At 68.9% G+C, this 13156-nt stretch carries 14 protein-coding genes; 3 read left to right on the top strand and 11 right to left on the bottom strand.

Annotated elements, in window-relative coordinates; genetic code table 11:
• Positions 1–32: 32 nt before the first annotated feature.
• The 4 genes from ACO07H_RS23230 to ACO07H_RS23215 form a co-directional block, all read right to left on the bottom strand.
• Positions 33–905 carry a c-type heme family protein gene (locus ACO07H_RS23230; RefSeq protein WP_422018524.1) on the bottom strand — a complete coding sequence of 291 codons (873 nt, stop codon included), beginning with the start codon at positions 903–905 and terminating at the stop codon, positions 33–35.
• Positions 906–1193: 288 nt separating this feature from the next.
• Complete coding sequence (locus ACO07H_RS23225; protein ID WP_422018523.1) at positions 1194–2669, bottom strand: restriction endonuclease; 1476 nt, start codon at positions 2667–2669, stop codon at positions 1194–1196.
• 480 nt (positions 2670–3149) lie between these two features.
• A complete protein-coding gene (locus ACO07H_RS23220) occupies positions 3150–3710 on the bottom strand; it encodes an HNH endonuclease (RefSeq protein ID WP_422018522.1) in 561 nt (186 codons plus the stop codon).
• 623 nt (positions 3711–4333) lie between these two features.
• Positions 4334–4507, bottom strand: coding sequence for a hypothetical protein (locus ACO07H_RS23215; protein ID WP_422018521.1), 174 nt, complete (start codon positions 4505–4507; stop codon positions 4334–4336).
• Positions 4508–4640: 133 nt separating this feature from the next.
• On the opposite strand from ACO07H_RS23215, the gene ACO07H_RS23210 reads away from it, so the two are divergent.
• Positions 4641–5045 carry a hypothetical protein gene (locus ACO07H_RS23210; RefSeq protein WP_422018520.1) on the top strand — a complete coding sequence of 135 codons (405 nt, stop codon included), beginning with the start codon at positions 4641–4643 and terminating at the stop codon, positions 5043–5045.
• Positions 5046–5066: 21 nt separating this feature from the next.
• On the opposite strand, the gene ACO07H_RS23205 is transcribed toward ACO07H_RS23210, so the two are convergent.
• From ACO07H_RS23205 to ACO07H_RS23190, 4 genes are read right to left on the bottom strand one after another with little or no spacing between them, the layout of a single operon-like run.
• Positions 5067–5753, bottom strand: coding sequence for a mobilization protein (locus ACO07H_RS23205; RefSeq protein ID WP_422018519.1), 687 nt, complete (start codon positions 5751–5753; stop codon positions 5067–5069).
• 36 nt (positions 5754–5789) lie between these two features.
• Positions 5790–7010: a beta-ketoacyl-[acyl-carrier-protein] synthase family protein gene (locus ACO07H_RS23200; protein ID WP_422018518.1), complete on the bottom strand. Its 1221-nt coding sequence runs from the start codon at positions 7008–7010 to the stop codon at positions 5790–5792.
• A 21-nt stretch (positions 7011–7031) separates the two neighbouring features.
• A complete protein-coding gene (locus tag ACO07H_RS23195) occupies positions 7032–7298 on the bottom strand; it encodes an acyl carrier protein (RefSeq protein ID WP_422018517.1) in 267 nt (88 codons plus the stop codon).
• Positions 7282–8118 carry an alpha/beta hydrolase gene (locus ACO07H_RS23190; RefSeq protein WP_422018516.1) on the bottom strand — a complete coding sequence of 279 codons (837 nt, stop codon included), beginning with the start codon at positions 8116–8118 and terminating at the stop codon, positions 7282–7284. Before ACO07H_RS23190 ends, ACO07H_RS23195 begins: the two co-directional genes overlap by 17 nt.
• Before the next feature lie 116 nt (positions 8119–8234).
• On the opposite strand from ACO07H_RS23190, the gene ACO07H_RS23185 reads away from it, so the two are divergent.
• Positions 8235–8903, top strand: a complete 669-nt coding sequence (locus tag ACO07H_RS23185; RefSeq protein WP_422018515.1) for a response regulator — start codon at positions 8235–8237, stop codon at positions 8901–8903.
• A gap of 68 nt (positions 8904–8971) precedes the next feature.
• Entirely contained in the window at positions 8972–10300 is a 1329-nt protein-coding gene (locus ACO07H_RS23180) for a sensor histidine kinase (RefSeq protein WP_422018514.1), read from the top strand.
• Positions 10301–10327: 27 nt separating this feature from the next.
• On the opposite strand, the gene ACO07H_RS23175 is transcribed toward ACO07H_RS23180, so the two are convergent.
• Genes ACO07H_RS23175 through ACO07H_RS23165 form a run of 3 tightly spaced genes read right to left on the bottom strand, consistent with a single transcriptional unit; the run spans position 10328 to position 13109 of the window.
• Positions 10328–10909, bottom strand: a complete 582-nt coding sequence (locus tag ACO07H_RS23175) for a peptidylprolyl isomerase (protein WP_422018513.1) — start codon at positions 10907–10909, stop codon at positions 10328–10330.
• 10 nt (positions 10910–10919) lie between these two features.
• Positions 10920–11246: an antibiotic biosynthesis monooxygenase family protein gene (locus tag ACO07H_RS23170; RefSeq protein ID WP_422018512.1), complete on the bottom strand. Its 327-nt coding sequence runs from the start codon at positions 11244–11246 to the stop codon at positions 10920–10922.
• 3 nt (positions 11247–11249) lie between these two features.
• Positions 11250–13109 (bottom strand): B12-binding domain-containing radical SAM protein, encoded by a 1860-nt coding sequence (locus tag ACO07H_RS23165; RefSeq protein WP_422018677.1) that lies wholly within the window; start codon positions 13107–13109, stop codon positions 11250–11252.
• Positions 13110–13156 lie beyond the last annotated feature (47 nt).

Genomic DNA, 13156 nt, shown 5'->3' with positions numbered 1-13156 from the left:
GCCGGGACTGCGGGTGGCCGGAAGTCGCTAGCTTACGAGTCCAGCAGTTTCATCGCCTGCACGACGCTGGCGCGCATGCGGGAGAACGAGTCCGACAGCGTGGCGATCTCGTCGCGGCCGCCGGTCTTGAACTCCGGTGCGTCCAGGTCGCCCTGGCTGACACGGTCGGCCAGCGCGGACAGCCGCGTGACCGGGCGCACGACCAGCATCCACACCATCACGTTCAGCACGACGCCCACCGCGATGAACACGCCCACCAGCGACGTGATGAAGACCTTGAAGGTCTGGTCGGCGCGCTGCAGCGGCACGCCCAGCGGCACGGAGACGATCTGCGCGCCGATGATCTCGTTCAGGTTCCAGCCGAAACCGTTGGCCGGGCCGTACTTGGCGACCATCGTGGCCGGCGCGGCGTCCACGCTGCTGTGGCAGGCCAGGCAGGCGGGGTCGGTGATGCGCATCGGGCGCGCGATGTAGAGCGACGGGCCGGCCGGCGTGTCGCGCGTGCCCACGGTCTCCTTCAGGTCGGTCGCGGAGCGGAACTGGCCGACGATGTCCACCTCCCAGCTCGTGGCGCGGTCGCGCGGGTTGGTCGGGTTCAGCGTCGCCTCCTTGTAGGCGAACTCGGGGTGCTTGGAAAGCAGGTCGTTCAGCACCTCGGTGGCGGCGTAGCTGGGCACCGTCTGCGGCAGGAAGTCGTGCGCCATCTGTGACACCAGCAGCGGCTTGACCTGCGTGTTCGTGTAGTTGCGCACCGCCACGGCCTTCTCCATCAGCATGCGCGCGCTCTCGACCACCTCCTGCTGCGCGTTGCCCTGCAGCAGGCTGCGGGCGATGTAGCCGCTGAGCACGATGCCCAGGCTCATGACGACCAGGTAGACGAGATTGAATTTCGCAAGCAGTTTCATGGGTGACCTCTTCCCGAACAGGCGATGGTAGTGCGCCGATCTGGGTGAGTGGCCGCACCCGGGCGCGCGGTTCCCGACGAATCCCGCATAAAAAAGGGCGCCCGACCGAAGTCGGGCGCCCTGAGCGGTGAGTGGGCCGGTGCGTGGTCGGATCTGAGCGCATGCGGCTTGTGCGACATCCGTGTCTCACGCTGAGACCAGTGACGCCCCCAGGGCACTGCGACCAACAGGTCCTACGGCGCCCCGCCTGGGTCTGCACGTCTGGACGCGCGGCCCACAAGATCAACCCTAAGACGAGATGCGCGCGTGCGTGCCAGCATGCTCCCGCAGCAGGTACAGCAGGCCGCCTCCGTCGATGAGTTCGAGCGGCTTGTCCTTCGAGAAGTTGTAGGCGTCCGCGCCGTAGCCGCTGGTGCAAACGAGTATGCCCTTGGATGCGCCTTCATTGAGTATCGTGCCGTAAAGATCGCGCACCGCGCTGACTCCCACGGTGTCGCGGAATCGCTTGGCCTGGATGACGACCTTGCCGCCAAGGACCGGGCGAGCATCAAACGCGACAGCATCCACACCACCGTCCCTCGACGAGCGCGTGAGCTTGGTCTCAAGCCCCATCTTGCCGAACAGGTTCGAGACCAGGATTTCGAACTCGCTTGGCGTCAGGTCCATGAGGTTCGGCCGCGACTCCAGACCCGAGAGCGCATCGCCTTGCTCGAGGAACCGCTTGTCGACCCTGTTGAACTCGACGATTGGCTTCACCGCTTGAAGCTCATCGGGTCGGCTTGAGACATGGGCTCCGAGATTTCGCAGACAGATCACCTTGTCGACCTTGTCCAGGCGAATGTGCTCGAACTCTTCCTTGGGAGCGCGGACGCTGATGACCGGTATACGCGCCTCGCGGCCGGTGGCTGGATCGATGGCATCCAGGACGCCCGTGAAGGTAACCAAGGACAACGCGTTGGCCTGGTCCGCTTCGAAAAGCTCGTGCAGCGTGCGAAGAGTGAGGGATGCCAGCAAGTCCTGGTACATCCTCTTTGCCTCCGCAGGCTTTCGCGCCTTCGACTCAATCTCGTCCCGCGACTTGATGTATCGGTACTCGGTCTCCGCAGGGATCACTGTGGCGAGCGGCAATTCGTACTCGACGACCAGTTCGCTGGAAGCTTCGTTGTAGGCCAGGCGGAAGTTCTGCGGGAACCCTTCTTCTGGGTACTCGGAGCGAGCAAGGACCATCTCGTTGTATGCCACTACCGCATCGGCGTCCCTGGCTCGATAGTCGGCCTCGAATTCGTCAACCTCGGTGTTCCTTCTCTGCTGCGCTGCTTCAAAGGCGGTCTTGCGTTGAGCGTGCTCTTCCATCGCTTTTGCGGTCGCTGATGCCTTCATTGCTTCAGCGCGCGCATGCTCTGCCATCGCCAATGCGTGCGAGGCACGGTTCGCCTCGATGGCGCGAGCATGCTTCGATGAAGTGCCTGGTATGAGTTTCTTCATCCAGGAGAGGGGCGCGACAACAGCAGGCGTTGGGGCTGGCTTAGATGCAAGCGCTGGTGGAAGCTTGAACTCCTCGAAGGCCACCCGGCTCCGTAGCGAGCCGAAGCTGATGCGGTCGTCCACTCGCAGCGTGTGCGCCAAAATTTCCTGGAGCGCATCAACGCGCTCTTGGACTTCGGCATTCAGGTCTTCGATCTCAGCTTCCCTGTCGGCGAGGTATTGAGCCTTGGCCTCCTTCGCTGCCGCCTGATCCAAGCGTCGCTGCTGGTTTGCGGTCATGCGCTGATGTCGTTCGAGCTGCCTTGCTTGGGTTGCTGCTGAACGAACCGAGCGCTGGCGGTCCCGCTCAGCCGCCGCCATGGCACGCCCTGCCGCGCGCAGAAACCCTTCGACTCCAGACCTACGGCCCATCTCGCTCTCCCTGTGTTCTTCGACACGCGGCTTCTTGGCCGCCGGCAGATTGGATGAGGGGTTGGTTTGCTCGTCAATTCAAGGTCACCCTGCACAGCCTCAGAGCGGAGCCGGCTAGGTCTTCAGGTGTCAGTGCGCTCTGTCTAATTCAGCCATCACAAGATCAAAGGGCGGGGATGAACGAACCCGAGCCCTTGCGGGGCAACCGTGTCCTGGCCGTATCGACCGACCCAGCAGGGCGGCATACGCCGCGGCAACGGGCGGACCCGGCCGCAGCGCACCGGCGGGTGTCTGAACCCCAGCCGTGAGCCTTTGCCTTCCTCGGCCGATTCAAGAGCACCCGAGCCGTCAGCTCAGGCGCGACCCCTTCGGCAGGCGCGCGGCCAGCCAGTCGTGCACGTCGGCGCGTATGTGGCGGCCCTTGAGGAGGAAGTCCTCGAAGCGGCTGGGCACGAACGGCGCGAACAGCAGCGGCATGCGTGCCTCGTCCGGCGTGCGATCGGCCTTCAGCATGTTGCAGCTGCGGCAGGCGGCCACCGTGTTCATCCAGCTCAAGGCCCCGCCGCGGCTGTCGGGGCGGATGTGGTCCACGGTCAGCACGCGGGCGTCGAACACCTCGCCGCAGTAGGCGCAGGTGCAGCGGTCGCGCTTGATGACCTTGAGCTTGCTGAACGTGGGCGTCAGGTCGAAGAGATTGATCCTGGCCGCGCCACGCAACGCCACGATGGGCGGCACCTCCAGCACGGACTGCCGGCCGGTGATGGTGTTGAAGCCACCGCGCAGCACGGCCAGCGGCGCCTCGCCCGCCGACCAGACCACCGAATCGGTGGCCACGAGGCCGGCCGCTTCTTCCACCGAGATCCAGGCCTGCGGGAGGCCGGTGATGTCCAACTGCAAAACGTCGTGCATGGTGACCTCCTTTCTGCGAGTTCGCACGGTGTATGGCGCGATCCTGCGACTTTTGCATGCGGGCCTTCAGCCTGGCGGCTATATGGCACAACACATGCGAGAAAAACATGGGGCCGCTGGCGGGGCCTGCGGGTCGGTGGATCGGCGCGCTGCCGGTTGAGCTGCGGTGGCGCACGGGGAGAAAAGGTTGTCGGTGACGGGTTCCGACGCCGCCCAATCGTTGCGGCCGGTTTGCGCCCTTCGAAGCGTGAGCTCGACGAAAGGCTTCAGGACCATCTCGGCTGTGTCCACACGCGACGCGACCAGCCTGCGCAAGCCAGTGATGCGTCGCTGCACGCGACAGGCGGCCGCCCGAGCGCACATGCACACCGGGCCGGCCGGTGCTTGTGCGTGGGCACACCCGAGATGGGGCAGGGCGGCCGAGGACGAACCTCGGCGCCTGCCAGTTTTCGAGTGACATGCCGATTGGACCGGCATGCACTCGATGCGAGTTGTGAAAGAGCAGGCGCTGCGTGTGCAGCGGCGCCGGGGCAGCCCCGCGCGTCGTTCGGTTGAACGGGGTAAAACAAAGGCCCGGTTCCTTGGAAGGAAACCGGGCCTCGAATGAGCGTGGAAGGGCGGCGTCAGCCGGGTCCTTCACCCGATGTGTTGGTGGCATCACTCTCACGACCGAAGTCGTGTGCATCGCCGGCCGATGCGGGCATGCCCGCAAGCTGCAACCCTTGCGCCGGCAGCGCGGCATCGCATCGGCTCAGGGAGCCGAAGAGGTCGATGGCGGTGACGAGTTGGCGTTTCATGGCAGAGGTCGAAAGCGGCTCGGTCGGTGGTTGAGGTGGATCGCAAGGCCCAACGGCGTTGAGCGAATCCATGTATTGTGAAAACTGTTCACGCCTCGGTCAAGCGTCGGCAACCACCTAGAATCAATGTGAAGTGTTTTCACAACACGGCGTCGTCAAGCCCTCATCCATGTCCAGCCCCGCCACCATCCGCCGGCTCAATGCCCTCGCCCTCTTCCAGACGTTCGCGGAAGAGCGCATCACGGCGGGCGATCCGCCCAAGGGCCTGGAGGCCGCCTGGGCGGCACGCATCGGCGTCAGCGGCGCCACGTGGTCCATGGCCAAGAGCGGGGCGCGGCCCATCGGCGACAAGCTGGCGCGCCAGATCGAGCACCACTGTGGCCGGCCTGCCGGCTGGATCGACGAAGCCCGTGAGCCCACTGGCCTGACGCCGGCCGAGCAGCAGTTCCTCGCGCTCGCGCTGAAGACCTACCGCGGCACGAACAGCGATGGGCGCAAGAGGCTCAGGCAGTGGTTGAAGACGTTCGGCGCGGCCTGATGCCGGCCTCGCCTGTGTGGCTCAGACGCCTGCCGCGTCCAGTTCCGCGCCGACCCGCTGCAGCCAGACGCGCACCCGCTGCCGGTCCAGCAGGCCCAGCCCGCCGCCCTGGCCCTGCGATGCGGCCCAGAAGCTCGCGCCCGCGCCATCCACCTTCTGCAGCAGCGCATCCGGCAGCTTGCGCAGGTGGACCACGCGCGCGCCTTGGGCTTGCGCCCGCTCGAGCAGGCCGCTGGCCGCCAGCAGCTCGAAGCGCTCGCCGCGCACCTCGTTGAGGACGATGACCAGCGGCAGCGCCGCCGCTGGCCCGTCCAGCCAGCCGCGCAGCAGGTCGACCGAGTCGCGGCCCGCGTCCATCACGTGCCAGTAGTTGAGCTGCACACCCAGCTCGGCGGCCACCTCGGCCGCGCCGGCCTCGTCCAGCCAGCGGCTGAGTGCCGATTGCGTCTGCGCGGCCAGGTCCACCAGCACGCGGCGGTCGGGCTGCTCGGCAGCGGCCTCGATGACGGGGTCCAGGCTGTCGTGCGCGTCCAGCAGCAGCGGCGCGGCGAAGTCGGCGTAGTAGCGCGTCAGCGCACCATGCGAGCGGTCGGTGTCGAAGCCCAGGAAGGGCAGGCCGCGGTCGATGAAATGCTGGGCCAGCACGCGCGCCACGAGCGATTTGCCGACGCCGCCCTTTTCGCCACCGATGAAGTGGATCTGACTCATGCCTGATGCCCTGTCTGAAGTTCAGGGCATCGTAGTTCAGCCGGCCTCGGTCACCACCAGCGTCACGTTGCTGCCGCCGAAGGCGAAGGAGTTGGACATCGCCGCGCGCAGCCGGGTGGCGCGCGCCTCACCGGTGATGATGTCGGCCTGCGTGGTCAGCGCGCTCGTGCGCACATGGGCGCTGGGCGGCAGCACCTGCTGGCGCAAGGCCTGCACGGTCGCCACGAGTTCCAGCGCACCGCCAGCACCGATCAGGTGGCCATGCAGCGCCTTGGTGGCCGACACCGGCACGCCGCGCGGGCCGAACACGTCGGCGATGGACGCCGCTTCCACCGCGTCGCCGACTTCGGTGGCCGTGCCGTGCGCGTTGACATAGCCGATGTCCACAGGCGCCAGGCCCGCGTCACGCAGCGCGGCCTGCATCGCGCGCGCCTGGCCTGCTGCGTCGGGGCGCGACAGGTGCACGGCATCGACGCTATGGCCGTAGCCCGCCAGCACGGCCAGCGGCTTGGCGCCGCGGGCGAGCGCATGCGCTTCGGTCTCGATGACCAGCGCCGCAGCGCCTTCGCCGAGCACCAGGCCCTTGCGCGCATCGTCGAAGGGGCGGCAGCTCTGCTCTGGCGCGTCGGCGTCCAGCGGCGCCATGACGCCCATGGCCTGCCAGCCCAGCAGGCTGCCGATGTTGAGCATGGATTCGGAGCCGCCGACGAGTGCCAGATCGGCACGGCCATTGCGCAGCAGCCACAGCGCCTCGCCGATGGCCTGGGTGGACGATGCGCAGGCGTTGGAGACGGCAAACTGCGCCGCGCGCAGTTGATGGCGCATGGCGAGGTGCGAGCCGGCCGAGTTGGCCATCACGCGCACCACCGTGTACGGGTGCACACGCGGCGGCGTGGCCGTGAACATCTGCTGGTAGGACTGCTCCAGCGACGACGAGCCGCCCAGGCCGGTGCCCCAGGCGACGGCAGCGCGGTCGGGGTCGGGCGCGACCGCGGGCAGGCCGGCCTGCGCCCAGGCCTCGGCGGCCGCTTCCATCGCCATCAGGCTGTGGCGGTCGTAGAGGTTGCGCTGGGCCGGCGCCATGCCGGCGCCCAGCGGCGTGGCCAGCACGGCCGCGGCGTAGGGGTGGAGCGCATGGGCCGGGCTGCCCGGATGCGCGGTGATGCCCGAGCGGCCGGCCTGCAGGCCGGCGGCCAGCGCGTCGGCGCCGCTGCCCAGTGCGCTGACCGCGCCCAGGCCGGTGATGACGATGCGCATCGTGTCGGGACCCAGGGTTCGTCAGGCGGTGGCGGGCACGGCCTGGGGTTGGGCGGCGGCCAGCAGTTCGTCCACCAGCGTGGCGAGGCCGGCGAGCGTCGGGTTCTGCAGCGCGCGGTCGTGCTCGATGCTCACGTGGAAGTGGTCTTCCACGGTGAACATGAAATCGACCAGGCCCAGCGAGTCCAGCCCCAGTTCGACGAAGGGCGTGGCGGTCTTGTCGGCCAGCGACTCGGCGCCGAGTTCGCGCTGGGCGATGGCGCAGAGTTGGTCAAGCGTGCTGTTCATGAAGGGCTCCAGAGAGGGTCGGGGTGAGTTCGGCCAGCGGGTGCTGACGCAACAGGAAATCTCGGACGGTGCGGGCGACGACGGCGCGCTCGTTGTCCAGCGTCAGCATGTGGTAGCTGTCATGGAACCAGTGCACCTCGGGCTTGGCGCCCAGGCGCGCCTGCAGTTCGTGCACGGTGCGCGGGCTGGCCACGTCGTCCTCGGTGGCGTGCAGCACGATGGACGGCGCACTCAGCCTGGGCAGGCAGGCGCGCACGTGGCGGATCAGCCGCGTGGCCTCGAACAGCGCCGCGGCGGACAGCCGGGCGGCGCCGACGGCCGACACGTGGTGCGACGCCATGGCTTGCTCGACCCAGGCGCGCATGCGCTCGTTCTTCAGTCCGAAGGGCGCCGTCTCCTTGAAGCTCATGCGCCGGCGCAGGCCCGGCAGGTAGGCCAGCGGCAGCAGCCGGCGCCAGGGCGAGACGTTCCAGCCGTCGAAGTGCAGCGTCGTGGAGATCAGCACCAGCGCGGCGGCGGGGCGGCGGGCGGCGAGCGCCATCGCCAGCACGGCGCCCATGCACAGGCCGCCGATGGCCACCCGCCCATGGGTGGCGGCCAGGCGGTCATAAATGACTTCCACCTCGGCCAGCCACTGCTCGAACGGGGGCACCGGCAGCGGCTCGCCGGTGTTGGCGCTGACGCCGTAGCCGGCCATGGCCGGTGTCTCGACGACATAACCGACCTCTCTCAGGGACTTGGCCACCGGTGCGAGTTCCAGCGGGTTGGCGCACAGGCCGTGCAGCAGCAGGACGGCGGGACGGTTGTTGACGTCTTTCATGGGTCGCAAGTGTCCCGGGGGGCGCCGTCCAGCGCTTGACGTGTGGCTTGCCGGCACCTGTCACGGGCGCAAGCCCAGAGTCAGCACCGTGGGGCCGTTCGCGCCATACTCCGGGCATGCGCATCCTTCTCGTCGAAGACGACGAACAACTCGTCGAAACCACCGCCCGCGCGCTGCGTTCGCAGGGCTGGGTCGTGGACTGCACCGCAAGGGGGGAGCCCGTGCCGCGGTCCCTGCGTGAGGATGCCTACGACCTGCTGATCCTGGACATCGGCCTGGCCGGCATCGACGGTTTCGAGACGCTGCGCCGGGTGCGCACCGATGGCCTGGCGGTGCCGACGCTGATCCTGACCGCCCGCGACGCCGTCGAGGACCGCGTGCGTGGCCTGGAAGGCGGTGCCGACGACTATCTCGTCAAGCCCTTCGCGCTGACCGAACTGGTCGCGCGGGCGCGCGCGCTGGTGCGCCGCAGCCAGGCGCGCACCAGCAACCAGCTGCAGCTCGCCCGCCTGCGCATCGACCAGGAGGCGCGCCGCGCCTACATCGACGAAGAGCCGCTGGCGCTGTCGGCGCGCGAGTGGGATGTGCTGGGCTTTCTGATGGCGCGTGCCGGCAAGGTCGTCCCCAAGGAGCACATCGCGCTGGCCAGCAATGCCTGGGACCAGGGCGTCAGCGACAACGCCATCGAGGTGTGCCTGTCGCGCCTGCGCGCCAAGATCGAACCCGGCGGCGTGCAGTTGCGCACCGTCCGCGGCCTCGGCTATCTGCTTGAAGAAATCGGCTGAAATTGGCTGAAGGTTCCCGCTCAAGCCTGCAACGCAGGCTTTTCTTTTGGCTGACGCTGCCGTTGCTGGTGGCCTTGCCGCTGCTGGGGGCCGCGCTTTACGAGCAGGTCCAGCGCAGCGCGCAGGGCTGGCTGGACGAGGGCCTGGAAGACACCGCGCTGACGCTGGCCGGGCAGGTCGACGTGCGCGGCGGCGAACCCCGCATCGACATCAGCGCGACGATGGACCGCGCGCTGCGCTTCGACCGCCAGGACGATGTCTTCTACCTCGTGCTGGCGCCGGACGGCAGCGTCATGCAGGGCGACGCCGGCTTGGCGGACCTGCAGCCGCGCTCGCAGGCGCAGGCGGCCGGGCGCTCGTCCTACCGCGATGTGAAGCTGCGCGACCGCGACCTGCGCCTCGTGCAGCTCGGCCATGAATGCGGCGCGGGCGCCTGCCAGATCCTGGTGGCCGAAACGCTGCACAAGCGCGATGCGCTGCAGCGCCAGATCGGCGGCCTGGTGGCCATCACCGGCGCGGTCCTGGTCGTGCTGCTGGCGCTTGCGGCCTGGTGGGCCATCCGCCAGGGCCTGACGCCGCTGACCGGCCTCAGCGCTGAGCTGGAACACCGCGACCTGCACCGCCTGACGCCGCTGGCGGCCCGCCTGCCGCGCGAACTGGTGCCGCTGCAAGCCGCCTTCAACCGGCTGTTCGAGCGGCTGGCCAGTGCCGCCGAGACGCAGCGTGAGTTCCTGGCCGACGCGGCCCACCAGCTGCGCACGCCACTGACGTCGCTGCAGACCGAGATCGAGCTCGCGATGCTGGAGCCGCATGACCAGCGCGTGGACCCGCTGCTGCGCCGGCTGCGCCAGCGCGTGGAGCGCAGCGCCCGCCTCGCCCAGCAACTGCTGTCGCTGGCGCGCACCGAGGACCGCACGGTGGACCTGGGCCAGCGCATCGACCTGCGCGACATCGCCACCGAGAGCGGCCAGGACTGGGCGCACCGCGCGCTGCCCTCCGGGGTGGACCTGGGCTTCGAGCTGGCCGAGGCGCCGGCGCTGGGCCATGCCTTCCTGCTGCGCGAGGCGCTGGAGAACCTGATCCACAACGCCGTCAACTATGCCGGTGCGCGCGCGCGCATCACGGTGCGCTGCGGCAGCGGGCCGCAAGGCGCCTGGCTGGAGGTGGAGGACAACGGCCCCGGCATCGCGCCTGCGGATCGGCCGGCCGCGATGCAGCGCTTTCGCCGCGGCAACACCTCGTCCGGCAGCACCGGCAGCGGCCTGGGCCTGGCCATCGCGGCGGACATCGCCGCGCGCCACGGCGGCCAACTGGCGCTGCTCGACGCCCACGGCGGCCCCGGGCTGCGCGCGCGCATCAGCCTGCCGGCGGTGCCGGGCTCGGTCGCGGCGACCTGAAGCGCTGGCGCCGCCGCGCGGCGGCGTTCAGACCCGTTGCACCGGCCCGATCGCGAGGGGCGCCTTCAGCCATTGCTCGGCGCCCGCCTTGGCGTGCAGCGCACGCACGACAGCCATGCCCTGCACCACCTGGCCGAAGGCCGCGAAGCCCTGGCCGTCCGGGTTGCGCAGGCCGCCGAAGTCCAGCGCGGGCTGGTCGCCGATGCAGATGAAGAACTCCGCCGTCGCCGTGCCCGGCGCGCCGCGCGCCATCGAGACCGTGCCGTCCCTGTGACGCAGGCCTGTGGCCTTGGTCGTCTCGTGCGCGATGGCCGGCAGCCGCGGGGTCGCGTCGTCGGGCAGGTTCAACCCCCACTGCACGACCTCGATCTTGTGTGTCGTGTCCGGCGTCTGGTTGGCGGTCGTGACGAGGCGGTAGACCCAGGCCTGGTCCAGCAGGTGCTGGTCCACATAGGCCAGGTAGTTGGCGACCGTGACCGGTGCGACAGCGGGGTCCACAGCGATGACGAACGGGCCGAGCGGGGTGTCGACGCGGGTGCGCACAGCGGCAGGCGCGGCGTCGGCGATCAGCGGCAGGGCGGCGAGGGAGAGCAGGTGGCGACGTTGCATGGCGTGGTTCTCAGGTGGGTTGGCAGGCCAGCGGATGCGCGATGCCGCCGTCGCCGTAGCTGCGCACGACCTGCGCGATGACGACCTGGTAGCCCTTCAGCCAGCGGCCCTGCGCCTGCTTGGCCTCGCGGTGTGCCGGATGGCTCATCAGCTGTTGCAGGGCGTCCATCGAGTCCCAGTAGTAGACGTTGGAGATCAGTCCGGTGGCGGCGTTCTCCCAGGCTTCTTCGCCCAGGTAACCCGGGATGGCGCGGGCGATCTGCGCGATGGTGTCGTCCAGCCTGAAGAAGTCGGCGTCGTAGTCGCCCTTGGCGAACGTGAAAGTCGAAGTGAACATGGGTCAGCGGCTCAGCGCGTGTTCGACGAAGCGTCGCGGCACGGTCGTCTTGGGCACGCGCAGCGGGAACCAGCTGCGCACGTCCTCGTCCACGCCGATGCCGTGCATGAAGTTGTAGAGGCCTTTCTTCAGCCCCTGGCCCAGCCGGTCATGGTCGGTGGGCGTGGGGTCGATGAAGGCGATGTCGTTCTTCGCGAAGCGGCCCGGCGGCAGCGGCTGCAGCGTCACGCCGTAGGCCGCGGGGTCCATGCCCACCGGCGAATGCACCGTGCAGGCGAAGCGGTGGAAGAAGCCGCTGTGGATGCAGCCGTGCTCGAAGAGCTGCCGCACGTACTCCAGCGCATCCACGGTGTCCTGCGTCGTCTGCGTCGGAAAGCCGTACATCAGGTAGGCGTGCACCAGCACGCCGGCGTCCGCGAACGCCTTGGTGACGCGTGCCACCTGCTCCACGCTGACGCCCTTCTTCATCAGCTGCAGCAGGCGGTCCGACGCCACCTCCAGGCCGCCCGAGATGGCGATGCAGCCGCTGTCGGCCAGCAGCTGGCACAGCTCGGGCGTGAAGGTCTTTTCGAAGCGGATGTTGCCCCACCAGCTGATGGCCACGCCGCGCCTCAGCAGCTCTTCGGCCAGCGCGCGCAAGACCTTGGGTGGCGCGGCCTCGTCGACGAGGTGAAAGCCCGTCTGCCCGGTCTCCTTGACGATGGCCTCGATGCGGTCCACCAGCACCTCGGCGCTGGCGGCCTCGTAGCGCGAGATGTAGTCCAGGCTCACGTCGCAGAAGCTGCACTTCTTCCAGTAGCAGCCATGCGCCACCGTCAGCTTGTTCCAGCGGCCGTCGCTCCAGAGCCGGTTCATGGGGTTGAGCATGTCCAGCAGAGACAGGTAGCGGTCCAGCGGCAGGCCGTCCCACGTGGGCGTGCCGACGTCGTCGAAGGGAATGTCGGGTTCGACGAAGTTGGTGTACTTGACGGCTTCGCCATCCCGCCAGAACGTGCGCACCAGGCGGGTCTTGGAGCGCTTGCCGGCGACGTGCTCAAGCAGCGCCAGCAGCGGCCGCTCGCCCGCGTCCAGCGTCACGTAGTCGACGAAGTCGAACAGCCGCGGCTCGGCCAGCTCGCGCAGCTCCGTGTTCACATAGCCGCCGCCCAGCACGCACACCACTTCCGGCCGCGCGGCCTTGATCGCCTGCGCGATGCGCAGCGCCGCGTAGACCGAGCCGGGGAAGGGCACGGACAGCAGCACCACGTCCGGTGTGTGCTGTTCGAGTGCCGCCAGCGTCAGCCGGTGCAGCGTGCGGTCCACGAGGTTGGGCGGGGCGGCCAGCGCGTCGGCGAGCGGGTCGAAATGTGCCTGGGCGGCGGCGAGTGATTCGGCGTAGCGCACGAACTCGAAGCGCGCGTCCACCGCGTCTCGCAGCACGTCGGCCAGGTCGTTCAGGAACAGCGTCGCCAGGTGCCGCGCGCGGTCCTGCAGGCCCAAGGCACCGAAGGCCCAGGCCAGCGGGTCGCCGCCGTCCTCGTCGACATAAGCCTCCAGCGTGTCGAAACGCTTGCCTTCGGGCAGGAAGGTCCGCGTGTTGATGCGGTGCGCCAACGTCGGGTCGCGGCCCTGCAGGAAGGCGATGACGCGCGGCGCCGCGGCGGCTATGGCGTTGAAATCCGCGGCGAACCAGCGGGTCTGCACGGTCTGCGCGGCTTCGGGCAGCGCCAGCACGGCTGCGTGCATCTGCTGGAGGCCTTCTGGCGCGAACAGCGCCAGCACGAGCGCCAGCGCCAGGTCGACCTGCCGGGCTTGCACGCCGCGCGAGCGCAGGAAACCGGTCAGGTAGGCGGTGGACGGGTAGGGCGTGTTCAGCTGGGTCATCGGCGGGATGACGGCGAGCACGCGGAGGGCGAATGGCTGAGCAGAGG

This window comes from Roseateles sp., from assembly GCF_965229315.1.
Lineage (GTDB): Bacteria > Pseudomonadota > Gammaproteobacteria > Burkholderiales > Burkholderiaceae_C > Pelomonas.
Note: the sequence above shows the minus strand (reverse complement) of the source record. Positions and strands in the feature narration are given on the sequence as shown.

What these genes read in the sequence shown, in the direction of transcription:
- ACO07H_RS23230 (WP_422018524.1), bottom strand. Translation starts at nt 905, where the DNA reads ATGAAACTGCTTGCGAAATTCAATCTCGTCTACCTGGTCGTCATGAGC.
- ACO07H_RS23225 (WP_422018523.1), bottom strand. Translation starts at nt 2,669, where the DNA reads ATGACCGCAAACCAGCAGCGACGCTTGGATCAGGCGGCAGCGAAGGAG.
- ACO07H_RS23220 (WP_422018522.1), bottom strand. Translation starts at nt 3,710, where the DNA reads ATGCACGACGTTTTGCAGTTGGACATCACCGGCCTCCCGCAGGCCTGG.
- ACO07H_RS23215 (WP_422018521.1), bottom strand. Translation starts at nt 4,507, where the DNA reads ATGAAACGCCAACTCGTCACCGCCATCGACCTCTTCGGCTCCCTGAGC.
- ACO07H_RS23205 (WP_422018519.1), bottom strand. Translation starts at nt 5,753, where the DNA reads ATGAGTCAGATCCACTTCATCGGTGGCGAAAAGGGCGGCGTCGGCAAA.
- ACO07H_RS23200 (WP_422018518.1), bottom strand. Translation starts at nt 7,010, where the DNA reads ATGCGCATCGTCATCACCGGCCTGGGCGCGGTCAGCGCACTGGGCAGC.
- ACO07H_RS23195 (WP_422018517.1), bottom strand. Translation starts at nt 7,298, where the DNA reads ATGAACAGCACGCTTGACCAACTCTGCGCCATCGCCCAGCGCGAACTC.
- ACO07H_RS23190 (WP_422018516.1), bottom strand. Translation starts at nt 8,118, where the DNA reads ATGAAAGACGTCAACAACCGTCCCGCCGTCCTGCTGCTGCACGGCCTG.
- ACO07H_RS23185 (WP_422018515.1), top strand. Translation starts at nt 8,235, where the DNA reads ATGCGCATCCTTCTCGTCGAAGACGACGAACAACTCGTCGAAACCACC.
- ACO07H_RS23175 (WP_422018513.1), bottom strand. Translation starts at nt 10,909, where the DNA reads ATGCAACGTCGCCACCTGCTCTCCCTCGCCGCCCTGCCGCTGATCGCC.
- ACO07H_RS23170 (WP_422018512.1), bottom strand. Translation starts at nt 11,246, where the DNA reads ATGTTCACTTCGACTTTCACGTTCGCCAAGGGCGACTACGACGCCGAC.
- ACO07H_RS23165 (WP_422018677.1), bottom strand. Translation starts at nt 13,109, where the DNA reads ATGACCCAGCTGAACACGCCCTACCCGTCCACCGCCTACCTGACCGGT.